This window comes from Actinomadura sp., assembly GCF_044508335.1.
GTDB lineage: Bacteria > Actinomycetota > Actinomycetes > Streptosporangiales > Streptosporangiaceae > Spirillospora.
The window spans coordinates 14600-40910 of record NZ_JBIQHY010000049.1; the positions used below are offsets into that span (position 1 = coordinate 14600).

General features: G+C 73.8%; 21 protein-coding genes. 13 read left to right on the top strand and 8 right to left on the bottom strand.

Translation table 11 applies throughout. From position 1 onward, the window contains the following. Positions 1 to 402: hypothetical protein (locus ACIWVC_RS18230; protein ID WP_396454355.1), on the bottom strand; the 402-nt coding region annotated here is incomplete at its 3' end. Positions 403 to 443: 41 nt separating this feature from the next. Then, entirely contained in the window at positions 444 to 791 is a 348-nt protein-coding gene (locus tag ACIWVC_RS18235) for a MerR family DNA-binding transcriptional regulator (protein ID WP_396448065.1), read from the bottom strand. Between the two features lie 169 nt (positions 792 to 960). Here ACIWVC_RS18235 and ahcY (ACIWVC_RS18240) point away from each other — a divergent pair, with 169 nt between their 5' ends. From ahcY (ACIWVC_RS18240) to ACIWVC_RS18260, 5 genes are all read left to right on the top strand, one after another. Beyond that, complete coding sequence (ahcY, locus tag ACIWVC_RS18240; protein ID WP_396448066.1) at positions 961 to 2391, top strand: adenosylhomocysteinase; 1431 nt, start codon at positions 961 to 963, stop codon at positions 2389 to 2391. A 70-nt stretch (positions 2392 to 2461) separates the two neighbouring features. Beyond that, positions 2462 to 3718 (top strand): adenosylhomocysteinase, encoded by a 1257-nt coding sequence (gene ahcY / locus ACIWVC_RS18245; protein WP_396448067.1) that lies wholly within the window; start codon positions 2462 to 2464, stop codon positions 3716 to 3718. Then, the gene (locus ACIWVC_RS18250; protein ID WP_396448068.1) at positions 3718 to 4290 is read left to right on the top strand and encodes a hypothetical protein; all 573 of its coding nucleotides are present in this window, start codon (positions 3718 to 3720) and stop codon (positions 4288 to 4290) included. Before ahcY (ACIWVC_RS18245) ends, ACIWVC_RS18250 begins: the two co-directional genes overlap by 1 nt. A gap of 43 nt (positions 4291 to 4333) precedes the next feature. Further along, the gene (locus tag ACIWVC_RS18255) at positions 4334 to 8743 is read left to right on the top strand and encodes an Hsp70 family protein (RefSeq protein WP_396448069.1); all 4410 of its coding nucleotides are present in this window, start codon (positions 4334 to 4336) and stop codon (positions 8741 to 8743) included. Positions 8744 to 8798: 55 nt separating this feature from the next. Then, positions 8799 to 9866, top strand: a complete 1068-nt coding sequence (locus ACIWVC_RS18260; RefSeq protein ID WP_396454356.1) for a hypothetical protein — start codon at positions 8799 to 8801, stop codon at positions 9864 to 9866. Between the two features lie 55 nt (positions 9867 to 9921). On the opposite strand, the gene ACIWVC_RS18265 is transcribed toward ACIWVC_RS18260, so the two are convergent. Further along, a complete protein-coding gene (locus ACIWVC_RS18265; RefSeq protein WP_396448071.1) occupies positions 9922 to 10968 on the bottom strand; it encodes an RDD family protein in 1047 nt (348 codons plus the stop codon). Positions 10969 to 11039: 71 nt separating this feature from the next. On the opposite strand from ACIWVC_RS18265, the gene ACIWVC_RS18270 reads away from it, so the two are divergent. Next, the gene (locus tag ACIWVC_RS18270) at positions 11040 to 12035 is read left to right on the top strand and encodes a stage II sporulation protein M (protein WP_396448072.1); all 996 of its coding nucleotides are present in this window, start codon (positions 11040 to 11042) and stop codon (positions 12033 to 12035) included. Between the two features lie 44 nt (positions 12036 to 12079). On the opposite strand, the gene ACIWVC_RS18275 is transcribed toward ACIWVC_RS18270, so the two are convergent. From ACIWVC_RS18275 to ACIWVC_RS18295, 5 genes are read right to left on the bottom strand one after another with little or no spacing between them, the layout of a single operon-like run. After that, a complete protein-coding gene (locus tag ACIWVC_RS18275) occupies positions 12080 to 13372 on the bottom strand; it encodes a DUF58 domain-containing protein (RefSeq protein ID WP_396448073.1) in 1293 nt (430 codons plus the stop codon). After that, entirely contained in the window at positions 13372 to 14340 is a 969-nt protein-coding gene (locus tag ACIWVC_RS18280; protein ID WP_396448087.1) for an AAA family ATPase, read from the bottom strand. Before ACIWVC_RS18280 ends, ACIWVC_RS18275 begins: the two co-directional genes overlap by 1 nt. Before the next feature lie 53 nt (positions 14341 to 14393). Then, positions 14394 to 15587, bottom strand: coding sequence for a DUF4350 domain-containing protein (locus ACIWVC_RS18285; RefSeq protein ID WP_396448074.1), 1194 nt, complete (start codon positions 15585 to 15587; stop codon positions 14394 to 14396). Then, the gene (locus ACIWVC_RS18290) at positions 15581 to 16258 is read right to left on the bottom strand and encodes a DUF4129 domain-containing protein (protein ID WP_396448075.1); all 678 of its coding nucleotides are present in this window, start codon (positions 16256 to 16258) and stop codon (positions 15581 to 15583) included. The genes ACIWVC_RS18285 and ACIWVC_RS18290 overlap by 7 nt, the downstream gene beginning before the upstream one ends. Next, positions 16255 to 17337, bottom strand: a complete 1083-nt coding sequence (locus ACIWVC_RS18295) for a hypothetical protein (RefSeq protein ID WP_396448076.1) — start codon at positions 17335 to 17337, stop codon at positions 16255 to 16257. The genes ACIWVC_RS18290 and ACIWVC_RS18295 overlap by 4 nt, the downstream gene beginning before the upstream one ends. A 289-nt stretch (positions 17338 to 17626) precedes the next feature. Between ACIWVC_RS18295 and mtrA the strand changes: the two genes are divergently transcribed. The 7 genes from mtrA to ACIWVC_RS18330 form a co-directional block, all read left to right on the top strand. After that, positions 17627 to 18304, top strand: a complete 678-nt coding sequence (gene mtrA / locus ACIWVC_RS18300; RefSeq protein WP_021598338.1) for an MtrAB system response regulator MtrA — start codon at positions 17627 to 17629, stop codon at positions 18302 to 18304. 118 nt (positions 18305 to 18422) lie between these two features. Then, on the top strand, positions 18423 to 20048 hold the full coding sequence (gene mtrB / locus ACIWVC_RS18305) for an MtrAB system histidine kinase MtrB (RefSeq protein ID WP_396448077.1): 1626 nt from the start codon (positions 18423 to 18425) through the stop codon (positions 20046 to 20048). Then, positions 20045 to 21835, top strand: coding sequence for an LpqB family beta-propeller domain-containing protein (locus ACIWVC_RS18310; RefSeq protein ID WP_396448078.1), 1791 nt, complete (start codon positions 20045 to 20047; stop codon positions 21833 to 21835). The genes mtrB and ACIWVC_RS18310 overlap by 4 nt, the downstream gene beginning before the upstream one ends. A gap of 67 nt (positions 21836 to 21902) precedes the next feature. After that, the gene (locus ACIWVC_RS18315) at positions 21903 to 22586 is read left to right on the top strand and encodes a ComF family protein (RefSeq protein ID WP_396448079.1); all 684 of its coding nucleotides are present in this window, start codon (positions 21903 to 21905) and stop codon (positions 22584 to 22586) included. 739 nt (positions 22587 to 23325) lie between these two features. Continuing rightward, the gene (gene hpf / locus ACIWVC_RS18320; RefSeq protein ID WP_396448080.1) at positions 23326 to 23994 is read left to right on the top strand and encodes a ribosome hibernation-promoting factor, HPF/YfiA family; all 669 of its coding nucleotides are present in this window, start codon (positions 23326 to 23328) and stop codon (positions 23992 to 23994) included. 393 nt (positions 23995 to 24387) lie between these two features. Continuing rightward, entirely contained in the window at positions 24388 to 25044 is a 657-nt protein-coding gene (locus tag ACIWVC_RS18325) for a response regulator transcription factor (protein ID WP_207933348.1), read from the top strand. Between the two features lie 60 nt (positions 25045 to 25104). Then, a partial coding sequence (locus tag ACIWVC_RS18330; RefSeq protein WP_396454357.1) for a winged helix-turn-helix domain-containing protein occupies positions 25105 to 26311 on the top strand: 1207 nt, incomplete at its 3' end.

The window sequence follows — 26311 nt, forward strand, 5'->3', positions numbered from 1 at the left end:
CGGCTGCGCCGCGGGCCCGTACCCGGGCGGGGCCGGCGGCGGCGCGTAGCCCGGCTGCGCCGGCGGGTAGCCGGGGTACGCGGGCGGATCGCCGGGCTGGGCGGCCTGGCGGGCGGTCCGGCGGAGTCGGCCTCCCAGGGACACTCCGGCGACGAGCAGGCTGCCGACGGCCAGGATCGCCCCGATGATCATCACCAGCGTGGCATCCCAGTCGTCCAGCGACTTCTGCTCCTCGTAGGAGCGCTCGGTCGCGTCGTCGTTGATGACGGTCCGGCAGGTGTCGCCCGGTGACATGGTCTGGCTGCCGCACGTCACCTTGTCGTCGCTCCTGGCATGGGCGCCGCCGATGATCATGGCGACGCCGATGACGAGGCCGAGCACCCCGTAGATGATGGAACGCACCCTGACCCGCCTTCCCTCCGGTGATGGCGGGATTTTAGCGATCATCGGCGGCGCAATAGGCGCATCGCCTTCTCCTTCTCGAAGTCGAGGGCGCGGGCCGGCGGCGCGGACAGCCGGCCTATGCGCTCGCCCAGCTCCCGGACGTGCGCCTGCACCTGCGGCTCGGCCAGAACGCGCAGCCCGAACGCCAGTTCGGCCGGGCCGATGTCGTAGCGCTTCTCCAGCGCCAGCGCGAGCGCGACGGCCCGCAGCTCGGCCTCCCCGAACTTCCGGTGCCCGCCGCCGCGCAGGGACGCGTCCCGGGTGGCGGGCAGCAGCCCGAGTGCCTCCCGGTAGCGGAGCATGCGGGGCGAGGTGCCGAGCCGCCGGGCGGCCTCCGTGATGCGCATGGCTCAATTCTGACAAATCAGTGTCAGGAAGTCGCGTCCGGCCGTGCCTTCCCCCGCCGCCCGCCCGTAGACTCGCGGCGTCGACGCGGTCGCACGGGCCCGTCGAGCCCTCGCGTACCGGCCCGCGCACGCGGACGGCGCCGCCATTGACCAAGGGAGCAACGAAAGCATGGACTACAAGGTCGCCGACCTGTCGCTGGCCGACTTCGGGCGCCGGGAGATCCGGCTCGCCGAGCACGAGATGCCGGGCCTGATGGCGGTGCGCGAGGAGTACTCCGCCGCCAAGCCGCTGCGCGGCGCCAAGATCATGGGCTCGCTGCACATGACGATCCAGACCGCCGTGCTGATCGAGACGCTGGTGGAGCTCGGCGCCGACGTCCGCTGGGTCTCCTGCAACATCTTCTCCACCCAGGACCACGCCGCCGCCGCGGTCGTCGTCGGGAAGGACGGCACCCCGGAGGACCCGAAGGGCGTCCCGGTGTTCGCGTGGAAGGGCGAGACCCTCGAAGAGTACTGGTGGTGCACCGACCAGGCCCTGCAGTGGCCGGACGGCACCGGCCCCAACATGATCCTGGACGACGGCGGCGACGCGACCCTCCTCGTCCACAAGGGCGCCGAGTACGAGAAGGCGGGCGCCGTGCCGACCGCCACCGAGGACGACCCCGCGGAGTGGGGCGTCATCCTCGACACCCTGCGCCGCACGATCGCCGAGAAGCCGGGCCGCTGGACCGAGACCGCCGCCGGCATCAAGGGCGTCACCGAGGAGACCACCACCGGCGTCCACCGCCTCTACGAGATGGCGAAGGCGGGCACCCTCGCGTTCCCGGCGATCAACGTCAACGACTCGGTCACCAAGTCGAAGTTCGACAACAAGTACGGCTGCCGGCACTCCGTCATCGACGGCCTGAACCGCGCCACCGACGTCCTCATCGGCGGCAAGATCGCCGTCGTCTGCGGCTACGGCGACGTCGGCAAGGGCTGCGCCGAGGCCCTCCGCGGCCAGGGCGCCCGCGTCATCGTCACCGAGATCGACCCCATCTGCGCGCTGCAGGCGGCGATGGACGGCTTCCAGGTCACCGTCCTGGAGGACGTCGTCGACCAGGCCGACATCTTCGTGACGACCACCGGCAACTTCAACATCATCACGGCCGACCACATGAGCCGGATGAAGCACCAGGCGATCGTCTCCAACATCGGCCACTTCGACAACGAGATCGACATGGCCGGCCTCGCCAAGGTCCCCGGCATCGAGAAGATCGAGATCAAGCCGCAGGTGCACGAGTGGCGCTTCCCGGACGGCCACTCGATCATCGTCCTCGCCGAGGGCCGCCTGATGAACCTCGGCTGCGCCACCGGCCACCCGTCGTTCGTGATGTCCAACTCGTTCACGAACCAGGTCATCGCGCAGATCGAGCTGTTCACCAAGACCGACGAGTACCCGGTCGGCGTCCACGTCCTGCCGAAGCACCTGGACGAGAAGGTCGCCCGCCTCCACCTCGACGCCCTCGGCGTCAAGCTCACCACCCTCACCAAGGAGCAGGCCGCTTACATCGGCGTCCACGTGGAAGGCCCCTACAAGCCGGACCACTACCGGTACTGAGTGCATATGTTCTGTCTGGGCGGCCGGGCGCTGGGCACCGGCCGCCCCAGACAGAACGCACGAGGGAGTCATGAGCGATATCGCGGACGGTTCGCTGGCCTATGAGGGGGTCAAGCGGATCGGGTGGGCCGAGCGGAGCATGCCCGTGCTGCGGCAGATCCGGGAGCGGTTCGCCGAGGAGCGGCCGCTGGAGGGATTCAAGGTCGCGGCGTGCATGCACGTCACGACGGAGACCGCGGGGCTGATCCGCACGCTTCAGGCGGGGGGCGCGAGCGTGGCGCTGGCGGCGTCCAATCCGCTGTCCACGCAGGACGACACCGCGGCGGCGCTCGTGCACGAGTACGGCGCGGAGGTCTTCGCGCGGGCGGGGACCGACCGCGAGGGGTACTACGCCCACATCCACCAGGCGCTGGAGACCGGGCCCGACTTCGTCCTGGACGACGGCTGCGACCTGGTCAACACGCTGCACATCGACCGGACGGATCTGCTCGGCACGGTGAAGGCGGGGTGCGAGCAGACGACGACCGGGGTGATCCGGCTGCACCAGATGGCGCGTGAGGGCGCGCTCAAGTTCCCCATGGTCGCGGTCAACGACACCGACACCAAGCACATGTTCGACAACCGCTACGGGACCGGCCAGTCGACCCTGGACGGGATCGTGCGCGCGACGAACACGCTGCTGGCCGGCAAGACCGTCGTCATCGCGGGCTTCGGGTTCTGCGGACGCGGTCTGGCGGAGAGGGCCCGCGGCCTGGGGGCGCGCGTGGTCGTCACCGAGATCGACCCCGTCAAGGCGCTCGACGCCGCGCTGCAGGGTTTCGCCGTGCTGCCCATGTCCGAGGCCGCCGTGCACGGCGACGTCTTCATCACCGTCACGGGGAACCGCGACGTGGTGAACGCCGACCATCTCGCGGTGATGAAGGACGGCGCCATCCTCGCGAACTCCGGGCACTTCGACGTCGAGATCGACGTGCGGGCGCTGAGCGAGATGGCGGTCGAGGTGCACCGCGGCATCCGGCCGCAGACGGACGAGTACGTGCTGGCCGACGGGCGGCGCCTCATCCTGCTCGCCGAGGGGCGCCTGGTGAACCTGGCCGCCGCGGAGGGGCACCCGGCCGCCGTCATGGACATGTCGTTCGCCGACCAGGCGCTCACGTGCGCGTGGCTGGCGAAGTCGCACGCGTCGCTGGCGCCGGCCGTCCACGAGGTGCCCAAGGAGATCGACACGGAGGTGGCGCGGCTGAAGCTGGCGTCGATGTCCATCTCCATCGACCTGCTGACCCCGGACCAGGAGGACTACCTCCACTCCTGGCGCATCGGCTCCTGATGCCCGCCGGGACGTACCTGCATCTCGGCGAGGACCTGGCGGAGCGCTTCCAGTGCGCGCCCGGCCCCGGCGGGTGGCGCTACACGTCCCGGCGCGACGACGGCGTCCGCGTCGACCTGGTCGTGGACGCGCGGTGGCGGCAGATCCGCGTCGAACTCGTCACCCCCGGCTGGTGGCTGCGCGGCGGCCTGACGGGGCCCGAGCTGGCGTGGGTGCGCGCGGCCGGCGAGACGGGCACCGAGCACGGTGAGCGCGCGGCCGGTTTCGTCTCCGATTCGCCGGGCTTCCTCATCGCGATCGCCCATTCGCTGGGGCTGGACGAGGGGGCGCAGAGGGACGTCCGTCTCGTCCAGGTGAGCGGGGCGTCCCTTTCGGCGCTGACGACCATGTGGCGCTGGCGCCATGCCGGGACGTCCGCCTACGAGACCGAGACGGTGCCCTTGCCCGTCGAGGAGTACGAGGTCACCGACCTGGCGACGGGCGAGGCGGAGACCGTCCACGTGGCCGGCGACGTCCTGCTGGCCGGACCCGGCATCGAATTGACCGATCTGGAGTCGCCGCCCAACTTCTAGCATGGCTCCATAGCGATCTACGCGGGTGCCCGGGAGGCGCGCTATGTCGTTGCTGGAGCGGGGCGGGGAACGGCGCCTGCGGAAACTCGCCGCGGCCTTCGCGGACGGCCCGGGCACCGGCCGGCGGCTGGAGCGCGCGGCCCGCGACTACGCCCGCGCCCTGGCCGGCGCGCTCGGCGACGACCCGGCTCTCGCCCGCCGGCTGTTCGACGAATACGACGCCCGCGTCCCCGACGAGGTCTACCCGGCCGCCTTCCCGCAGGAGCTCCGCGACGCGCTCGCCGGCGCCGCGGCGAGCCGCAGCGTGGACGCCCTGACCGTGGCGTTCGAGGTCGCCGCCCGGCTCGGGCTGGCGTCGGTCCAGCGGGACGCCCGGGACCGCACCGCCGACGTCCTCGGCGCGGAGGGCGACGCGAACCGGCTGGTGGCCCGGCTCGACCGGTGGCGGGCGCTGGGCGTCCTGGACCGGGACACCGTGGCGCGCGCCCTGCGCGCCCACACGGCGGCCGTCCCGCTGAGCGGCGACGAGCAGCTGTGGCGCGCCTTCTTCGGCGGGCTTCCGGAGCCGCTGGCGCCCGACCTGTTCGCCGTGCACGCCTTCCTCGGGCACGGCGCCGACGCGGTGCGGCTGGCGGACACGGCCGACCGGAGGCGGCAGGCGCTCGGCTGCTGCCTGGCCTCGCCGCGCGTCGAGGACGTCCGGGCGGGCATCGAGCTGGCCCGGCGGGAGGACGACGAGGCGCTCACCCCGCTGCGCGTCCACGCGGCCGAGCTGCTGTTCGAGCGCGGTGGCTACGAGGAGGCGCTCGCGCTGTTCCGGGAGGCGGGGCGCCCGGCACGGGAGAGCGAATGCCACGAGCGGCTCGGGCGGCTCGGCGAGGCGTTCGCCACCTGCCCCGCCGGCGCGCAGGACCGGCTCGCGAGGCTCGCGCTCGCCTGCTGGGCGGAGATCGACGCGCTGGTCGAGCACCGGGAGTTCCCGGACGCCGCGAAGCGCGCCCGCACGGTCGTCGACCGCCTGGGCGAGGTCGCCGAGCCCGGCGACGAGCTGCGGCGGCGCCGCGACGAGCTGACCGCCCGCCGCAGGGCCGTCGTCGCGGCCGGACGCCGGCACTACGCCGAACTGGCCGCCGCCGGGGAGGCGGACGTCCACCGCGAGTGGAGCCGCTTCGAGGAGGCCGCGGGCGAACCGTCCGCCGCCGCCGAGCAGGCCGAGCTGGGCGGCGACGTGTACCGGGCGCACGGCCTCTACCTCGCGGCGGGCCGCCCCGGCGACGCCGAGCGCGTGCTGCGCGGCGAGCCGGGCGGCTGGCGGCCCCGCGCCGAGGCGCGCGAGGCGGGCGGCGACCTCGCCGGCGCGGCGCAGCTGCACGAGGAGGCCGGCGAGCACGACGCGGCCGCCGCGCTCTACCTGCGGCTCGACCGGTACGCCGAGGCGGCGCGCTGCCTCCTCGCGGCGCGCGGCGACGACGCGGTCGAGGACGCCCGGCTCGCCGACTGCCTGCGCCGGTCCGGGGACGTCGAGAAGCTCGCCGGGCTGTGCCTGCGGGCGGTGGAGCGGCGCGGCCGCGGCACCGCCGGGTTCGAGGAACTGCGGCGGCTCAAGGAGGAGGGGCTCCTGCCGCCGCACCTGGAGGCCGAGGCCCACCGGGCACTGGACGCGCTCGGCGCGCAGGGCCGCGGCCGGTTCGAGGAGGGGGCCGCGGCGTGGGTCGCGCGGGCCCGCGAGGACGTCGAGGCCGCCTACGCGCGCATCTGGGCGCTCGACCTCGGCACGACGACCTGCGCGGTCGCCGTCTACGACGTCCGGGCCGGGCGGCCGGTGCTGTGCCCGTGGAAGGGCCGCGCGTTCTTCGCGTCCACCCTCACCATCGACGAGCAGGGCAACGAGCGGGTCGGGGTGACGGGCGACGAGGTCCTCGCCGACTGGGTGAAGGGGCTGATCAGCGCGGCGAAACGGCGCATCGGCGGGGCGACCAGGTACCGCGTCCGGGGCCGCGTCTACCGGACGGAGGAGGTCGCCGCCCGCCTCATCGCGCACGCCCGCCGCATGGTCGAGGACTTCCTCGCCGAGCGCGTCCGGGAGCGGGCGGGCGAGCTCGCGTCCGCCGAGCTGGGCGAGGTCCGCGGCGAGTGGCTGGACTGGCTGGCGGACGAGCACGACCTGCGGCTCTCGCGCCCCCGGGCGATCCTGACGATCCCCGCGTTCTTCCGCAACAACCAGAAGCAGGCGACCCGCAACGCCTGCCGGATCGCCGGGGTGGAGCTGGAGCGGCTCGTCCACGAGCCGACCGCCGCGTGCATCTCCGCCGCCCGGCAGCGGCGGCTGTCCGGCCAGGTCGTCGTCGTGGACCTCGGCGCCGGCACGCTCGACATCAGCGCGCTCGTGGTGGACGGCGGCGTCTACGACGTCCAGCAGGTGGTCGGCGACAACGACTTCGGCGGCCGGGACTTCGACGCCGCCATCGCCAGGGCGGTCGAGGCGCGGCTGGCCCGCGACGGCGTCGAGGTGCCGGCGCGCGGCCGGGAGCGGCTGCGGTTCGAGATCGCCGTCGAGTTCCTGAAGATCGGCCTGTCGGCGCAGTCCCAGGCGAGCTACCCGCTGCCCGGCTTCAACGGCGACCCGTCCTTCCGCCTGGAGCTGACCCGGGACGAGCTGGCCGAGATCCTCGCCGAGCCCATGCGGGCGCTGCGCGAGACGTGCGAGCGGCTGAAGCAGTCGCTGCCGGAGCGGGTGGAGCATCTGGTGCTGGTCGGCGGGCCGATGCTGTCCCCGCAGGTCGCCGGGCTGGTCGAAGAGGTCTTCGGGCTGCGCCGGACCGTGCTGGACGACCCGCGGACCGCGGTCGCGAGCGGGGCCGCGCTCCAGGGCGCCGTGCTCAGCGGCGTCCTCGACCAGCACGTGCTGCTGGACGTCACGCCGCTCGCGCTGGGCCTGCTGATCTCCCCGGAACCGGGCGTGGAGGAGTTCTCGACGCTCATCCCGGCGAACACCCACATCCCGGTCAGCGAGCGGGGCTCCTACACCACGACCACCGACAACCAGGAGACCGTCCTCCTGCAGATCTACAGCGGCGACCTGCGGCCCGGCTCGAAGATCGGGGAGTTCCAGCTGCGCGACATCGCCCCGGCCCCGGCCGGCGAGCCGCAGATCGAGGTGACGTTCTCCATCGACGCCAGCTGCGTCCTGGAGGTGACGGCCAAGGACACGCTGACCGGCAACCAGCGGTCGATCAAGGTCGCCGACACGACCCTGCTGTCCCCGGACGAGATCGCGCAGATGAGCGACCGGCGCCGCACCCAGCTGGAGCGCGAGGAGGAGCGGCGGCGGGCCGCGGAGCTGCGCGCCGAGCTGGCCGCGCTCGCCGGCGAGGCGGGCCGCGCGGACGCCGCGCCCGTGCTGCGGGAGTTCCGCGCCCGGCTGGCGGCGCACGACCCGAACGTCCGCCCGGACCCGGCGACCGAGCGGGTCCTCGCCGAGATCTACGGCCCGGCCGCGACCGAGCTGGAGACCGAGCTGCTGTCGATGCGGGCGCCGCTGCGCGACCTGACGGCCAAGGCCCGCGAGTACCTCGCCGCCGATGACGCCGACCTCGCCCAGGGCGCCCACCTGCACGCCCGGCTGAAGGACCACCTCGACCGCGTCCGCCCCGGGCTGGCGCAGGTCGCGCTGTGGAACGCCGTCCTCGCCCGGCTCGCGACCGTCGACGCCGACCCGCTGCGCCGCTTCCGCGCGCACCACGCCGCCGGCGACCACGCCCGCGCCCTGGAGGCCCTCGCCGAGCTGCCGGAGCCCCCGTCCGATCCCGCCGACGTGCGCCGCCGGCTGCACAGCCTGGCGGAGACGGGCGCGGCCGAGGAGTACGGCCGCGTCCTCGCCGGCCACGCCGGGCCGCTCGGCTTCACCGTCCTCGACCCGGACGCCCCGGAGGGCTTCCTCCGCCGCGCCCGCGAGGCCCTCGTCAAGGCGCCGTCCGGCGCCGGCTTCCTGATCTCCGACCGGCTCGCCGTCGCCGCCCGCCCGGACGGCCCCGGCGGCTTCGACGTCGAGACCGCGCTCGGACCGCGCCGCGTCGGGCACGTGTTCACGCCCGACTCGCCCCTGCACGTGGCGCTGCTGCAGCTCACCGAGCCCCTGCCGGTGCGGCCCCTCCGCCTGGGGCACGCCGGGCTCGTCCGCATCGGCGACGCGGTCCGCACGCCCGGCCCCGGCGGCCTGCTCAGCGGGGTCGTGGACGCCTTCGAGCAGTTCCCCGAGCAGGGCCTGACCCTCTACCGGATGCGGCTGCGCGTCCCGCCGGACGGGAACGGCGGCCCGCTGTTCAACGAGCACGGCGAGGTGATCGGCGTGCTGACCGGCTCGGCGTCCGCCTCCGGCGAGGCCGCGTTCGCCGTCACGGTCGACACGCTCGCGCCGCTGCTCACCGGCGCCGGCTTCGGCGCCGCGCCGTAGGCCGCGCCCGAACCGCCCGCATCGGCGGTGCCGGTCCGATACGTTTGTCCTCTTCGTGATCAAGGAGGCGGACATGCACGGGCAGGGCGGGGGACCGGACGGGCCTGAGCGGCAGGGGCCGCCCGCGCCGCCCCCCGGCCCGCCGCAGCCGCCCGGCGCGCAGCCGCCGCAGGGCGCGCGGTTCGCCCCGCCCGGCGCGCCCGTCCCGCCGGGAGGCGGCCCGGTGCCCCCGTTCGGGCCGCCCCGGCCCGGCCCCGTCCCCCCGCCGCGCGGCAAGAAGCCCTCGCCGCTCGTCTGGGTGGTCGTCGCCGCCGCGGCCGTCTTCTTCGTGGGCGCCGCGGGATTCCTGGTCGTCCGGGGCGGCGGCGGGCCGAGCGGGCCGGTGAAGGCCGAGCAGTGCGTCGACAAGGGCTTCGGGATGGACGAGGGGAACCGCATCCCCGCGAGCCTCCGGGTGAGCTGCGACGACGCCGCGGCCAAGGCCGAGATCGTCAAGATCGTCGACGAGGGCGAGGCGACCGGCTTCTCCATGACGTCCCGGTCCGAGCCGGACTGCCCCGACGGGACGGACGGCGTCACCAACGTCCGGGCCGAGGAAACCGACGAGCACTACTACGAGGCGTGCGTCCGCAACCTCAAGGGCCCGCACCCGGGCGACCCCGGCGCGGGCGGCGCGTTCCTGACCGCCGGCGACTGCGTCAGCAGCGGCTCGATCGGCTTCGGCAAGGAGCAGCCGTGCGCCGAGGCCGGCTGGTACGGCAAGGTGATCGCGCGCGTCGCCACGGAGCGGGAGTGCCCGGCGAAGACGCTGGAGGTCATGAAGATGCGGTCGTTCGGCGGCGGTGAGCTCGCCAAGCCGATCGTGTGCCTCGGCCCGGGCGGCGGCGTGCTGGCACCGGGCGACTGCATCGAGGACCCCTCGTTCAACATCGGCGACCTCGACAAGGCCGACTGCGGGTCCAGCCAGGCGATCGCCAAGGTCGTCGGCCGCGTGAAGACGCAGCGGGAGTGCCCGTCCGAGGCCACGAACTACCTGACCAGCAAGGGCGCCTACCTCCCCGTGCTGTGCCTCAAGAAGCTCCGCCCGACCCTCGACGAGCGGCTCCGCGCCCTTCCCGGCTGACCCCGCACCGCGAAGCCGCGGGACGGGGCGAGCGCCGCCGGGGAACCGGCCGCGGTCAGCGGCCCTGCGGCAGGTACGGGCCGCGCGGCGGCTGATCCGGCCCCGGATACGGGTTCGGCGGGGGAGGAGCGTTCAGGACCTCCCGGTAAGGGCCGGCGCCGTAGTTCGCGGGCGGGAGGAACTGGGGCCGGCCCGGGGCCGGCGCGCTGAACGGCGGGGGAGCCGGCGGGCCGGGGCGGACCGGACCGTACGCCGGCGGGCCGGCCATCGCCATCGCCGGGGCGGGGACGGGAGCGGGCGCCGGGCCGGGACCCCACACGGGCAGGCCGAGGCGGCGCATGCGGCGGGCGCGGCGCTCGGCGAGCCGCACCTCCTCCCGGTGCCGGCGTTCGGCGAGCACCGCCGACAGCAGGATCTCCGGCCGCACCCCGGGCGGCGGGGGCGGGCTGATCACCTCGACGACCTGCGAGGCGATCCGCTGCCCCAGCGAGTCGCGCACCTCCGGCAGCAGCTCCCAGAACCGCGACAGGTACTGCCGGGCCGTCATCGCCAGCTCGTCCGACAGCATCGAGATCTCCAGCGTCCGCGCCCACCAGGCGAGCTGCGGCGGCATCACCGCCACGGGCCCGTACAGCATCATGGACGGGGCGCGCTCCTGGATGACGATCGTCCCGGCGAACAGGTCGCCGAGCCGCTTGCCGCGCCGGTTGCAGAACGAGGTGATCAGCGCGGGGGAGCCGTAGAACGTCCAGAACTCGATGAACCCGGCGAGCGCCCGGACCAGGGCCTGCCGGAACCGGATCGGCCCGCCGTCGTCGCCGACGACGCGGAGCCCGACGGCCATCTTGCCCATTGTCCGGCCCCGCAGCAGCGTCTCGAACAGGCACGGGTAGCCGACCAGGACGGCGACCATGCCGACCAGCGTCAGCCCGACCGTCCACGCCTCGTCCGCGACGAGCGACGTCATCGCCGTGACGTACACGACGAGGTAGAGCATCACCGCCTGGAAGAACAGGTCCAGCAGGAACGCGCAGCCCCGGCTGGCCAGCCGCGCGACGCGGATGTCGAGCGCGACGGCCTCGCCGGTCACGAGTTCGGCCATGTCCCTGCTCCTCCGCGGTCGGGGTAAGTCCATTTTGTCGGTCCAGTAAGCCGACACGTTAGTCTCGCCGGGTGGACGTCGACGCCTATGTGGCCGCGCACAACGCCGACTGGCTGCGCCTGGAGCACCTCATCAACCGCGGCCGCAGGTTGACCGGCGCCGAAGTGGACGAGCTGGTCGAGCTGTACCAGCGGACGGCCACGCACCTGTCCGTCGTCCGGTCCAGCTCGCCCGACCCGCAGCTCGTGGGCCGGCTGTCGTCGCTCGTGGCGCGGGGCAGGGCCGCGGTGGCGGGCGCGCAGGCGCCGCTCTGGCGGGACGTCGGCCGCTTCGCGACCGTGACGTTCCCGGCGGTCGCGTACCGGATGAAGTGGTGGTGGCTCGGCAACGCCGTCCTCGGCAACCTGCTCGCGCTCGCGCTGGCGATCTGGGTGGTGCACAGCCCGGAGGTGCAGGCGAGCCTCGGGACGCCGGAGGAGATCCGCGAGCTGGTCGAGCACGACTTCGCGAACTACTACACCGAGCACTCGGCGGCGTCGTTCGCGTTCCAGGTGTGGGTGAACAACGCGTGGGTGTCGGCGGTCGCGCTGATCTTCGGGATCCTGCTCGGCATCCCCACCGTGTACGTGCTGCTGATGAACCAGCTGAACCTGGGGCTGATCGGCGGGCTGATGTTCGCCAACGGCAAGGGCGGTGTGTTCTTCGGGCTGATCCTCCCGCACGGCCTGCTGGAGCTCACCGCCGTCTACCTGGCCGTCGCCGGCGGCCTGAAGCTCGGCTGGACGATCGTCGACCCCGGCCCGCGGCGCCGCGGCCAGGCCCTCGCCGAGGAGGGGCGCGCCGCCGTCAGCATCGCCATCGGGCTCATCGCGGTGCTGCTGGTGTCCGGCCTCATCGAGGGCTTCGTGACCGGCTGGGTGCACATCACGTGGCTGCGCATCGCGATCGGCGTCGTCGCGGAGACCGCGTTCCTCAGCTACGTGATCGTCCTCGGCCGCCGCGCCGCCCGCCGGGGCGAGACCGGCGACGCCGAGCTGCGCCCCGACCTCGCCCCCGTGGCCGGCTGACGGGCCGTGGCCGGCTGAGGGGCGGTGGCCGGCCGGCGGGCCGATCAGAGCCGTCCCGCGGCCTTGAGGGCCAGGTAGGCGTCGGCCAGGGCGGGGGCGATCTCGTCCGGCGGGGCGTCCACCACCTCGACGCCGTGGCCGCGCAGCTCGGCGGTGAGGCGGCGGCGCTCGGCGCGGGCGCGTTCGGCCGCGGCCGCGTCGTACACCGACGCGAGGTCGCCGCGCGCGGCCGCCATCTCGCCGACCCGCGGGTCCGACACCGCGGCGATCATGACGAGGTGCCGGGCGGTGAGCTGCGGCAGCAGCGGCAGCAGCCCCTCTTCGAGCGCGGCGGTGTTCAGCTCGGTCAGCAGCACGACCAGGCAGCGCTGCCGGACGCGGGCCATCAGCGTCGAGACCATCCCGGCCGCGTCGCATTCGAGCAGCTCCGGCTCCAGCGGCGCCATGGCGTGCACCATCGCGGGCAGCAGGTCGGTCCGGGACGCGCCCTCCACGCGGGCGCGGACGCGCCGGTCGTAGGCGAGCATGTCGACGCGGTCGCCGGCCCGGGACGCGAGCGCGCCGAGCAGCAGCGCCGCGTCCATCGAGCAGTCCAGCCGGGGGATGTCGCCGACCCGGCCCGCGGACGTCCGGCCGGTGTCGAGGACCAGGTAGATGCGCCGGTCGCGTTCGGGCCGCCACGTCCGCACGACCACGTCGTTGCGCCGCGCGGTGGCCCGCCAGTCGATGGACCGGACGTCGTCGCCGTCCACGTACTCGCGCAGCGAGTCGAACTCGGTGCCCTGCCCGCGGATCAGCGCCACGTGCGCGCCGGTCAGCTCCCGCAGCCGCGCCAGCTTCGCCGGGAGGTGGCGGCGGGACGGGAACGCCGGGAGGGCCCGCACCGTCCAGGGCGCGGGGCGGGACAGCTGCCGCGCGGCGAGCCCGAGCGGGCCGACCGAGCGGACCACGACGGTGACGGCCTTGCGGTCGCCGCGCCGCGTCGGCGTCAGCGTCATCTCGACGCGGCGCCGCTCACCGGCCGGGACGTCCACCTTGACCGCGCGGGGCGCCGCGCCCGCGCTCGGCGGCCACACGTCCCGCAGCCTGGCCTTGAGGCGCCGCCGGCCGAGGTTCTCCACGATCAGCGCCACCCGCGCCGACTCGCCGAGCCGCACGCTGGTGTCGCCCGCGCGGTGGAAACGCAGCGCCCGCACGTTCCCGGCGAGGGCCAGGTCGGCGAGGACGCCGAGCAGCAGGACGCCCCACACCGCGAACAGCATCCACCAGCTCGGCGCGAACAGCGGGACGAGCGCGCCGAGCAGGGCCAGCAGCCCCAGGCGTCCGGTCAGCGCCATCAGCGCGGGGCCGGGACGTGGGCGAGGATGCCCTCCAGCACGCCGTCGGTGGTGGCGCCCTCCAGCTCCGCCTCGGGACGCAGCTGGACGCGGTGCCGCAGCGTCGGCCTGGCCAGCGCCTTCACGTCGTCCGGCGTGACGTAGTCGCGGCCGGACAGCCACGCCCACGCGCGGGACGTCGCCAGCAGCGCCGTCGCGCCGCGCGGGGAAACGCCGAGCTGCAGCGACGGGGACTGCCGGGTCGCGCGGCACAGGTCCACGACGTAGGCGGCGACCTTGGGGTCGAGGTGGACGGTGCGGACGGCGGCCTGGCCCGCGGCCAGCTCGCTCGCGCCCGCGACCGCGTTCACCGCCGACAGGTCGCGCGGGTCGAACCCGGTCGCGTGCCGCTGCAGCATGGAGATCTCCTCGTCCCGCGTGGGGACGGGCACTGCCAGCTTGACGAGGAACCGGTCGAGCTGGGCTTCAGGCAGGGGATAGGTGCCCTCGTACTCGATCGGGTTCTGGGTCGCGCACACCACGAACGGGTCGGGCAGAGCGCGCGCGGCGCCCTCCACCGAAACCTGGCGCTCCTCCATGGCCTCCAGGAGAGACGCCTGGGTCTTCGGCGGCGTCCGGTTGATCTCGTCCGCAAGCAGGAGGTTGGTGAAGACGGGGCCCTCACGGAACTCGAACTCCGCCGTCCGGTTGTCGTACACCAGCGATCCGGTGACGTCGCCGGGCATCAGGTCGGGGGTGAACTGGACGCGCTTGAAATCCAGGTCGAGGGCCCGCGCCAGCGTCTTGATGAGCAGCGTCTTCGCGGTGCCCGGGACGCCCTCCAGCAGCACGTGGCCGCGGCACAGCAGCGCGATGACGAGGCCGGTGACCACGGAGTCCTGGCCGACGACCGTCTTGGCGACCTCGCCGCGCAGCGCCGTCAGCGCCGCCCGCGCCGTCTCGGCCTGCCGCCGGGCCTCCTCGGACAGCGCGGCCGGCCCGCCGCCGGGCACGTCGTCCTTCCCGAGCTCTACAGGGGTGTTCAAGACTGCCGTACCTGCCTTTCCAGGTCGTCGAGGACGTCGGTGAGGGCGATGAGCCCGGCGTCGTCCACGGGTTCAGGACCGTACAGGGCCGCTCCGACGTACGTTTCGTCGTAGGGCGTGCGGCGGGCGACCGCCGTGACGATCTCCTGCGCGGCGGAGGGATCCTGCGCGCTGCCGCGGGGCAGCCCGAGGAGCGGGACGAGCCGTTCGCGGGCGCCGGAGCGCAGCGCGTCGGACGCGCGGTCGCGGGCGCGCCCCGCCCGGTACAGGCGGGCGCGGCCCTCGACCGTCTCGGCGGACCGGACGACGACGGGCAGCGCCTCCGCCACCACCGGCCCGAGCCGGCGGGCCCGCCACAGCGCGACGAGCAGCACCGCGACCAGCAGCTCCAGGAAGAACAGCTTCACGCCGAACGGCAGCAGGTCGCCGAGCGACCGCTGCCCGGCGTCCTCGCCCGCCTCCGGCAGGTCCGGGACGAGCCACACCGTGGAGGTGCCGGCCCCGGCCAGGTTCATGGCAAGCGCGGCGTTGCCCTCCTCGGCGAGCCGCCGGTTCGTCAGCGGCGCGCCGGAGCCGAGCACCGTGACGGTACGGGAGCCGGTCTGCACCTGGACGAGCCGGGCGCCGCCGTACTCCGTCCCGTAGCAGGCCGTCCCCGGGCCGGTGACCTCGTAGGTCTCCGACTGGTGGAAGGCGACCGTCCCGGCGAGGGACGCGACCGGCAGCGCGCAGCCCGGCGCGGCGGTCTCCTCGAAGCTCGGGCCGCTGCGCCGCACCTGCGGGGCCAGGTCGTCCAGCGCGTACGCGGACGGCCGGACGAGCAGGAGGTCCACCTGCGTGCCGCTCAGCATCCGCAGGTCGTCGTCGGTGAGCCGCTCGGTGCGCGTCACCACCATGACGCCGCCCGGAGCGGCCGCCGCGAGAGCGTCCTCCGTGGTCCGCGCCACGGTCACGTTGGACCCGCGCTGCCGCAGGATCTCCGCGAGGGCGCGGGCGCCGTCTTGCCTCGGCGACTCCGGGTCGAGCGCGTCCGGCGCCGTCGACGGGCGCAGCGCCGCCAGGACGACCGCGATCACGACCATCGCGAGCAGCACCGCCACCACGCCGCGCGCCGACCGCCAGCGGCGGCCCGCGACCTGCCGCGCGGACGGCTCGGCGGGCGCCGCCTCGGGCGGGGCCTGGGTCACCATCGCGGGCCCCCTTCTTCACCGGCGCCGGCCGGGATGAGGTCGTCGTCCTCAAGCGGCTTCGGCTTCATCGCCCGCAGCCGCTCGTCCAGCTCCGCCATCCGCGCGTAGCCCTCGGGGGTGCCCGGCCGGTCGCCGTACCAGACGTCGTCGAAGATCCGCACGCCCGCGGCCAGTTCGGCGGCCAGCTCGGGCACGGCCGCGCCCGCCTCCGCCGCCAGCTCGTCGGCCGTCCGGCCCGGCCGCGCCGCCAGGACCGCCCGCTCCTCCAGGTCGCGGGCGATCGCGCGGAGCCGCTCGCGGATCGCCTCGGCCCACCGCCCGGCCGCCGCGTGCCGCTCCGCGGCCTCCCGGTGGTCGAGCGCCGTGGACGGCTCCTCCTCCAGCAGCGGGTCCTTGCGGGAGCGGAGGTTGCGGCGGCCCCGCATCAGCCAGGCCACCAGCCCGATCGCGACCAGCGCGACCACGACGATGATCACGACGGACGTCCAGCCGCCGCCGCTGCCCTGCGCCTCCGGGTTCGGCGCCCGGTTGAACAGGTGCTGCAGCCACTCGGTGAAGTCGTCCCACCAGCGCTCCAGCATGGACGGCTTGTCGCGCTGGTAGATCTGCTTCTCCAGCTCGCGGCGGGCCAGTTCGCGGGCCTCGTCGCGGCCGATGGGGTCGAGGATCACGGGTTCGCTCCCGTCTGCGGATGGGCCGGCACCGGATCGGTCCGCCACAGGTCGATGAACCCGTCGTCGCGGGCGTCCCCGCCGGCCTCGCCGGTCCCGCCCGTCCCGCCGCCGGTGATCGCCGCGGCGGACCGGCCCCTGATGCGCAGCTCCAGGTCGAAGCCCTCGCGGCGCATCCGCCGGTCCATGTAGAGCAGCGCGATCACTCCCGCGTCGAACGGCAGCACCACCGACCAGCCGACGATGCGGCCGAGCGTGTCGACCGCCAGCGCGCCCATCGTGGCGCCGTCGCCGGACGCGTCGCCGAAGAAGGCCAGCTGCACGATCAGGAACGGGATGCGCAGCGCGAAGAAGCCCATGAACACGGTCACGAGCAGCGCCAGCAGCAGCGTCCCGCAGGTCCGGAACCACCGGCCCTTGGAGAGCGTGACGGCCCGGCGCAGCGCGCCCGTGACCGTCCGCCGCTCCAGCACGACCGCCGGGACCGCCTGGACGAGCAGGATGTACAGCCACACCATGAGGCCGACGCCGAGCGGGAAGCCGATGATCCCGGCGAGCACCGGGAGCGCCGGATGCGCCTCGGCGGCGATCAGCGCGAAGAACGGCGCGGCCGGCAGGACCAGTGCGCCCAGCGCGATGCCCATGACGGCGGCGGCGGTGCCGGCCAGCCTGCCCAGCCTCGGCCGGGCGTCCCGCCACGCCTGCCGCGGCGCGATCGGCAGCCCCACCAGCTCGCGGCCCAGGATCGGCGCGACCAGCCCCGCCATCAGCAGGATCCCGAACGCCGACAGCACGAGCCCCAGCACGCTCAGCGTGGTCTGCGCGCCGAGCGACTCCAGCAGGACGTCGGGGGTGACCTCCTCGCGGGCCCTGTCCCCGATGAAGAAGTACGCGGCGATCGAGCTCGTCACCTGGATCACCGTGCTGATCGCCACCGACAGGCCCAGCGTGGTGCGCGGCCGGCGCCGGATCCCGGCGATCGCGCCGTCCAGCATCTCCGAGATGGACATGGGACGGAACGGGACGCCGCGCACCACGTCGGCGGTGTCGGCGTCGTCCCAGCCGTCCGGTCCCGGCATCCTCGGCTCCCTGCGGTCGGTGAGGGGGTGTGCGGCGCATCCGACCGGGCCCCCGCCGGGCCCCCGTCGCGACGGCCGATCAAGTCATCCTGTCATGGGCGTGATGTCAACCTTGCGCCGGTTTTGGGAGTCACCTCTACGATTCCGAGCCGCCCACCCGATGCGGGGGAGCCATGTACGCCGCAAACGCGGGTAACCTTGCACGCCAAGGTATATCTCTCCCTGGCAAGGTGGCGCCGGAGCATCGCGCCCCACTCCACCGAACCCCGATTTTGTGACGATGAGGGCCATGAGAGGACGTGTACTGGTCGTCGACGACGATCTCGCACTCGCCGAAATGCTCGGCATCGTGCTTCGGGGCGAGGGTTTCGAGCCCTCGTTCGTGCACGACGGCGACAAGGCGCTCGAGGCGTTCCGGGAGACCCGGCCCGACCTCGTACTGCTCGACCTGATGCTGCCGGGGGCCGACGGCATCGACGTGTGCCGGCAGATCCGCGCCGAGTCCGGCGTGCCGATCGTCATGCTGACGGCCAAGAGCGACACCGTGGACGTCGTCCTCGGCCTGGAGTCGGGCGCCGACGACTACATCGTCAAGCCGTTCAAGCCCAAGGAGCTGGTCGCGCGGGTGCGCGCCCGGCTGCGCCGCACCGACGAGCCCGCGCCCGAGACGCTGCAGATCGGCGACATCACCATCGACGTCGCCGGCCACTCGGTGAAGCGCGGCGACCGGCACATCCCGCTGACCCCGCTGGAGTTCGACCTGCTGGTCGCGCTCGCCCGCAAGCCGCGCCAGGTGTTCACCCGCGAGGTCCTGCTGGAGCAGGTGTGGGGCTACCGGCACGCCGCCGACACCCGGCTGGTCAACGTGCACGTCCAGCGGCTCCGCGCCAAGATCGAGAAGGACCCGGAACGCCCCGAGATCGTCGTCACCGTGCGCGGTGTCGGCTACAAGGCGGGGCCCGCCTGAGCCCCGCAGCTCCCTCCCCCGTCCCGGCACCCCGCCCCGTTCCCCGTGACATGCCGATGAACGTCCAGTACACGAGCGGATCAGCGCGCCGCCCCGCGGACTCCCCATGAGAGCCGACATGAGGAGGGCGAAGCGGTTCGTCCGGCGCGGGCTCGGCGCGGCGCGGCGCCTCCTCGCCGGGGCGGTCGGCGCCGCCTACCTGCGCTGGCGGCGGTCCATCCAGGTCCGGGTCGTCACGTCCACGCTGTTCATCTCCGCGATCGTGGTCGCGATCCTCGGCGCGTTCCTGATGCAGCAGATGTCGTCGGCGCTCATGGACGGCAAGGTCAAGGCGGCGCGCCTCCAGCTGGACGACGGCCTGGCGCAGGTCCAGCGCGACCTGGGCAACTCCGCCGGGGACGGCAGCCGGCTCAACTCGACCATCGACCGGCTCAAGTCGCGCAGCGGACCGTCCGGGCTCTACGAGGTCTACATCCGCGACACGAACGAGCAGTACTTCGACGGGTACACGACCAACGAGCTGCGCCCGGAGAGCGTCCCCAAGCGGCTGCGCGAAGAGCTGAAGAGCGCGCCCGCCGGGTCGCGCGCCTACACCTACGGCAAGCTCTCCTACCTCGGCGGCAGGCCGGACGAGCGCGGCCTCATCGTCGGCGGCCGCACCGGGCAGTTCGAGCTGTACTACCTGTTCCCGCTGACGCAGGAGCAGCAGACCCTCACCAACGTGAGCCGCTCCCTGGCCGGCGTCGGGATCGTCCTGGTGCTGCTGCTGGCCGCGATCGCGTCGCTGGTCACCCGGCAGGTCGTCATACCGGTGCGGCTCGCCGCCCAGGGCGCGCAGAGGCTCGCCGCCGGGCGCCTCGAAGAGCGCATGCGGGTCCGCGGCGAGGACGACCTGGCCCGCCTCGCCCGCTCCTTCAACGAGATGGCCGCCAACCTCCAGGAGAAGATCGGCGAGCTGGAGGACCTGTCGCAGGTGCAGCGGCAGTTCGTCTCCGACGTCTCGCACGAGCTGCGCACCCCGCTGACCACCATCAGGATCGCGGCCGACATGCTCTACGAGTACCGCGACAGCTTCGACGACCCCGCCGTCGGACGGTCCGCGGAGCTGCTGCAGAGCCAGCTGGAGCGGTTCGAGTCGCTGCTCGCCGACCTGCTGGAGATCAGCCGGCACGACGCCGGCGCCGCGACGCTGGACGCCGAGTCCCTCGACATGCGCGACCTCGTCCTGCGCGCCGTCGGCGACATCCAGGGGCTCGCCGAGCGCAAGGGCAGCAAGGTCGTCCTGCAGCTGCCCGGCGAACCCTGCATGGCCGAGGTCGACCGCCGCCGCGTCGAGCGCATCCTGCGCAACCTGCTGGTCAACGCCGTCGAGCACGGGGAGGGCGAGGACATCGTCATCACCGTCGGCGCCGACCGCGACGCCGTCGCCGTCGCCGTCCGCGACCACGGGGTCGGCCTCAAGCCCGGAGAGGGGCAGATGGTCTTCGACCGCTTCTGGCGCGCCGACCCCGCCCGCGCCCGCACCACCGGCGGCACCGGGCTCGGCCTGTCGATCTCCCGCGAGGACGCGCAGCTGCACGGCGGCTGGCTGCAGGCGTGGGGCGAACCCGGCGCCGGCTCCCAGTTCCGGCTGTCGCTGCCCCGCGTCGCCGGGGCGGAGCTGCGCGGCTCGCCGCTGCCGCTCGTCCCGCCCGGGGCCGGGGACTCGCGCCCGCTGTTCGCCGAACTGGAGGCCGGCGAATGAGCCCCTGCGCCCGGCGCGTCACCGGCCTGCTGACGCTGGCCGTCCTCGTCCTCGGCGGCGCCGGCTGCGCGAACGTGCCGAGCGGCGGGCAGGTCATCAGCGGCAAGCCCGCCGAACGCGCCGAACGGGTCGACGACCCCTACGTCCGGCTCATCCCGGTCAAGCCGCGCCCCGACTGGGGGCCCGCCGAGATCGTCTCCGGGTTCCTCGCCGCGTCCGCGAGCTTCGACGACGGGCACAAGGTCGCCAAGATGTACCTGAGCGGCCAGACGTCCTGGAACCCGGGGCTGCGGCCCTTCGTGACCGTCCTCGCGAGCCGCGTCACCGACCCGCACGTGATCAAGCAGTCGGGGAAACAGGCCACCGTCCGGATCACCGGCGACCAGCTCGGCACCATCACCGCCGACGGGCAGTACACCGCGTCCCCGAAGAACTTCGACGCCGCCTTCCAGCTCGCCAAGACCCCGCAGGGCGTCTGGCGGATCACCGGCCTGCCCGGCGACGAGAAGTCCGGCCTGCTGCTCACCAAGGACGACGTCGAGCGCGCCATGCGCACCGTCAACCTGTTCTTCTTCGCGCCGGACCGGCACACCCTCGTCCCGAACGGGGTCTTCCTGCCCGTCGCCAACCGGCAGGCGCTGCCGACCCAGCTCGTCCAGGCCCTGCTGACCGGGCCCACGTCCTGGCTGGCGGGCGCCGTCGACAGCGCCTTCCCCAAGGGCACCCGGCTGCGCCGCGGCGTCCAGGTCGACAAGGAGATCGCGACCGTCGATCTCACCAAGGAGGCGCGCGGCGGCGACATCGAGCGGATGTCCGCCCAGCTCAGCTGGACCATGCGGCAGCTGTCGGAGATCAAGCAGTGGCGGCTGCAGATCCAGGGGGAGACCGTCGTCCCCGACGGCATGGACGCCACGCAGCCGGTGAACGCGTGGGAGGAGAACTCGCCGGACGGCCGGGTCGCCACGGAAGGCGCCCACCAGAACGCCTACGTGGTCGGCCCGTCCGGGTTCCTCGGCACCCTGGAGGGCGACCGCGCCCAGCCGGTCGTGACCGGCCCTGCCGGGCGCCTGTCCCGCCCCGCCGTCGCCCCGGGGTACCAGGAGTTCGCCGGGCTGAGCGGCGACGCCACCCAGGTCCTGGTCGCCGCGCCCGTCTCCGGCTCGCCGGCCCCCCGCGTGGTGCTCACCGCGCACGACGGCGCCCGCTTCACCGCGCCGTCCTGGAGCCGCGACGGCACCCTGTGGGTCGTGGAGAGCAAGAAGGACGAGTCGTGGCTGTGGGTGCGCCGCCCCGGCAAGGAGTTCGTCCGCGCCGCCCACTGGGGCCTCGGCGGCCGAGAGGTCCTCGCCTTCCGCGTCGCCCGCGACGGGGTCCGCGCAGCGGTGATCGCCGGGATCGACGGCCGCCCCCAAGTGCAGCTCGGCCGCATCGCCCAGAGCCCCGACGGCTCCCTGGACGTCGGCTCCTTCCTGCCGGTCAGCTCCGAGCTCCAGGACGCCGTCGACCTGGCCTGGCGCGACTACGCCACCCTCGCCGTCCTGGGCCGCGCCAAGCGCGACTCGCAGACCCTCCCGTTCCTGATGCCGATCAGCGGCAGCGCCATCACGTCCCTGGGCGTGGGCTCCCTGGGCGAGCCCCGCACGATCGCCGCCGCACCCGGCGCCCCGATCCTGATCGGCACCCGCTCGTCCGGCAAGGACCAGGTCTGCCGCCAGCGCACGCCGACCAACTCCTACAGCCCGTGGATCTGCCCGACCCCGGCGAAGGACCCCACCTACCCCCGCTGATCCCCGGGTTGTCCACACCTTCCCGAACGAGGGACGGGACCGGAAGCGCAGCGGCATCGTCGAGCCCGTGGGACTCCTCGACGACCTGATCGACCTGTTGCTGCCCGAACGCTGCGCGGGGTGCGGCCAAGAGCCGACCCTGCTGTGCGACGCCTGCGCCGGGCCTCTCCGCGCCTCCGCACGGCCCGCCAGGGCCACGGCGCCCGGCACCCCGCCCGTATGGACGGTCGCCGCCTACGAGGGCTCCCTGAGAGCGATCCTGGCCGCCTACAAGGAACGCGGGCGAACGCCCCTCGCCGCTCCTTTGGGCGAGACCCTCGCGACGGCGCTCCACGCCGCCCTCGCCCCCGCGCACCCGCCTCCTGCGGATGGCGCGGGGGCGGTGGTGGTGCGGGTGCCTTCGGGGCGGAGGGCCGTACGGCGGCGGGGGCATGATCCGCTGCGGGGGGTGGCCGAGGTCGCGGTGCGGCGGCTGCGGGCGGGCGGTGTGCCGGTCGTCATGGTGGACGCCCTGCGGCAGCGCGGGCGGGTGGCCGACCAGGCGGGGCTCACCGCGGTGCAGCGCGCCGCCAACCTGCGGGGCGCGGTCGAGGTGCGGGCCGACGTCGCCGGGTCGCCGGTCGTGCTCGTGGACGACGTCGTGACCACGGGCGCCTCGCTGGCCGAGGCGGCTCGGGCGCTTCGAGCCGCAGGGGCCGACGTGGTCGGCGCGGCCACCATCGCGGCGACGCCTCGGAGGCGTCCGTGGTGACGGGCGCCGAGGGGCGGGGGCCGGGAGAGAAGTCGGGCGAATGGTGACTTTCTTCACTTTTGTTCAAGGGGGCGGTAGTTAGCTACGTGGAGTAGTCGGATGATGCCCGGCTTGTCTGGTCTTGAGGGGGTGTTTGGGGTTATTCGAGTCACACCGTGTCATGAAGGGGGTAGAGATTCCTCAAACTCACCGGAAGGCCAGTAGGGGCTGACCTGCGCGGGCGCGGGCGGCCGGACCGCCGACCCCCACGGGGTTCACGGCAGGTGACGGGGCGCTCGGGCCGGGCCCGGGGAACCCGTAGCGGCAGGCGGCGATGACGGTCCGTGAGTTTTTCCTCGGACGCCCCTCCTGACATTCGTCGCGTAAGGGGTTAGCGTTCCTGACATGGCACCCGCCCGGGTCCGTGGTTGCGTCGGATCGCAGTGCTCGTCAGGAGCACGGCAGGCGGTCCGGCTAGCCGATGCCAGGCGCAGGCGAAACGGCCCACGTAAGGCGACTTCTCGTCGACCGATCACGGTGCGCCTTAGAGGTAAGTCCTGCCCCATCGGGGGATCCGACATCCTCCGAACCGGGAGAAGGGCAGTAGTGGCGAGAGCGCCGCGAGCCCCTCAGCAGGCGGATGTGGGGACGAAGACCAGGTCGGCCGGGCGGGTGCGACCCACCGTCCTGTGGTGCCCGTCCGGGACCGGCAGGGGTCCCGGGCCGGCGACAAGCCCAACCGGGAGAAGGGGGGTCCCGCGTGAACATCACCGTGAGGGGCCGGCACACCGAGGTCAACGACAGGTTCCGTCGGCACGTCGACAACAAACTGGCCAAGATCGAACGGCTTGACCAGAAGGTCATCCGCGTGGACGTGGAGGTGTCCGAGGAACGCAACCCACGGCTGGCCGACCAGCGCGAACGCGTGGAGCTCACGATCCGCTCCCGCGGCCCGGTGATCCGGGCCGAGGCCGCCGCCGACGACCGGTACGGCGCCCTCGACCTCGCGCTCGACAAGCTGGAGTCCCGGCTCCGCCGCGGCGCCGAGCGGCGCAAGGGCCACGGCCTGAAGAGCCAGGGCAAGAACCACGGCAAGGGCCGCGCCAAGCTCGCGACGATGGAGACGCTCCCCGAGCCGCTGCCCGAACCCGTCCCCCGGGCCGTGGAGACCGCCCCGGCGCCTCCCGAGCCCGAGACCGCCACCCGGGACGAGAACCTCGTACCGATCCCCATGGACGGCGACGGCCCCCTCGTCGTTCGCGAGAAATTCCACAAGGCCGAGCCGATGGGCATCGAGCAGGCCCTTTTCGAGATGGAACTCGTCGGCCACGACTTCTTCCTCTACCGCGACAAGGCCACCGGGCACCCCTCGGTCGTATACCGGAGAAGAGGCTGGGATTACGGAGTGATCAGGCTCGTCGAAGAGTGAACCCTTTCCGTCTCGGTGATGCGGCGGACGCGTCGCGTCACCACCGGAACCATGTCATGATCTGAAAAGGCGCATCAGCCGATCCGCGGACGCGGCGCGTCCCGGGAACCTTCCCGGGGCGCGCGGCGGTTGACCGGGAAGACACCCGGTCGAAATCCCCCGGGTTCGTCCCCGGACCCCGTAGGTTCCCGAGGACGACCCGATGGACGACAACCCTCCGGTAGTTCCAGATCGCTGAATAGTGAAGGGGGGAAGCGGCGTCTCCTCCACGCCGCGACTCTGGTGAGCGAGAATCCCGAGACTCGCGACGCCGCGGCGGTACCCCGTCCGACCGGCGCCGACGCCGCCCCCGCCGGCCGGGACGCGGCGCGGCCGGCCGACACGGCCGACCCCATCCGCGTGCTCATCGTCGACGACCATGCGCTGTTCCGCAGGGGCCTGGAGATGGTCCTCCAGGGCGAGGACGACATCGAGGTCATCGGCGAGGGCGGCGACGGGCACGAGGCCGTCGAGATGGCGGGCGACCTGCTGCCCGACGTGGTCCTGATGGACATCCGGATGCCGCGCCGCAGCGGCATCGAGGCGTGCACCGCCATCAAGGACGCCGCGCCCAGCGCGAAGATCGTCATGCTGACCATCAGCGACGAGGAGGAGGACCTCTTCGAGGCGATCAAGGCCGGGGCCAGCGGCTACCTGCTCAAGGAGATCTCCATCGACGAGGTCCCGCAGGCCGTCCGCGCGGTGCACGGCGGCCAGTCGCTGATCAGCCCGTCGATGGCGTCCAAGCTCATCACCGAGTTCGCCGCGCTGGCCAAGCGCAGCGAGGAGCGCACCCAGCAGGTCCCCGCGCCCCGCCTCACCGAGCGCGAGATGGAGGTGCTGCGGCTCGTCGCCCGCGGCCTCGGCAACCGGGAGATCGCCCGCGAGCTGTTCATCTCCGAGAACACGGTGAAGAACCACGTCCGCAACATCCTGGAGAAGCTGCAGCTCCACTCCCGGATGGAGGCCGTCGTCTACGCCGTCCGCGAGAAGCTCCTGGAGATCACCTGACGGCCGCCCGCCGCGACCGGCAATCCGGTTTTGTCGGTGTTGTGGCGTAGCATCGCGGGCGTGGTAGAGGCAGTCGAACTCAGCGCGGACGAGGCACGGCGGCTCCAGCTGCGCGCCCAGGGGTTCCTGGGCGCGCGCCCGAAGGGCGGGGTCCCCGCGATGCTGGAACGGCTGGGGGCCGTCCAGCTCGACACCATCTCGGTACTGGCGCGCTCTCACGAGCTCGTGCCCTACGCCCGGCTCGGCCCCGTGAAGCGCGGCGCGATCGAGGCCGCGTACTGGGGCAACGGCTCACGCAAGTCCGCGAAGCACGCTGCCGGCGGGGGCGCGTACCCGGCGTTCGAGTACTGGGCGCACGCGGCGTCCGTCATCCCCATGGCCGACTGGCCGCTGTTCGCGTTCAGGCGGCGCGCGTACCTGGAGCGGGGGTGGCGGTGGCACAAGGTGCCGGAGGGCGTCTGCGACCAGATCAGGGCCCGCCTGAAGGCGGACGGGCCGCTCACCACCAAGGAGCTCGGCGGCGCCAAGGCGAGCGCCGAATGGTGGGACTGGAGCGACCACAAGATCGGCATCGAGTGGCTGCTGGACGTCGGCGAGGTCGTCTGCGTCGAGCGGGTCGGCTGGCGCCGCGTCTACGACCTCGCGGAGCGCGCCGTCCCGCCGGATCTGCTCGCGCGGGACCTGGACGACGACGCCTGCCTGACCGCGCTGGTCGCCCGCGCCGGGCGCGCGCTGGGCGTGGCGACCCGCGGCGACCTCGCCGACTACTACCGGCTCCGGCAGGACCAGGTCGACCGGGTGATCGGCGCGACCGGGCTCGTCCCCGCCGAGGTCGCCGGATGGCCGCAGCGCGCCTGGGCCGATCCCGGCGCGCTCTCCTCCCCGCCCCGCGGCAGGCACGCCACCACCCTGCTGTCGCCCTTCGACTCCCTGGTGTGGGACCGCGCCCGCACGTCCCGCGTCTTCGGCTTCGACCACCGCCTGGAGGCGTACGTCCCGAAGGACAAGCGCGTCCACGGGTACTTCGCGATGCCGCTCCTCGCCGGCGGTCGCCTCATCGGACGCGTCGACCCCGCCCGCGAGGGCCGCACCCTCATCGCCCGCCAGGCGTCCCTGGAGCCCTGGGCCACCCGCACCGCCGCCCGCACGGAGTCGTCGGCGCAGGCCCTCGCCACGGCGCTCTGGCGGGCCGCCGCCTGGGTCGGCTGCGACGACGTCCGCGTGGAGCGCACTCCCTTGCCGCCCACCCTGATCAAGGCCGCCCTGA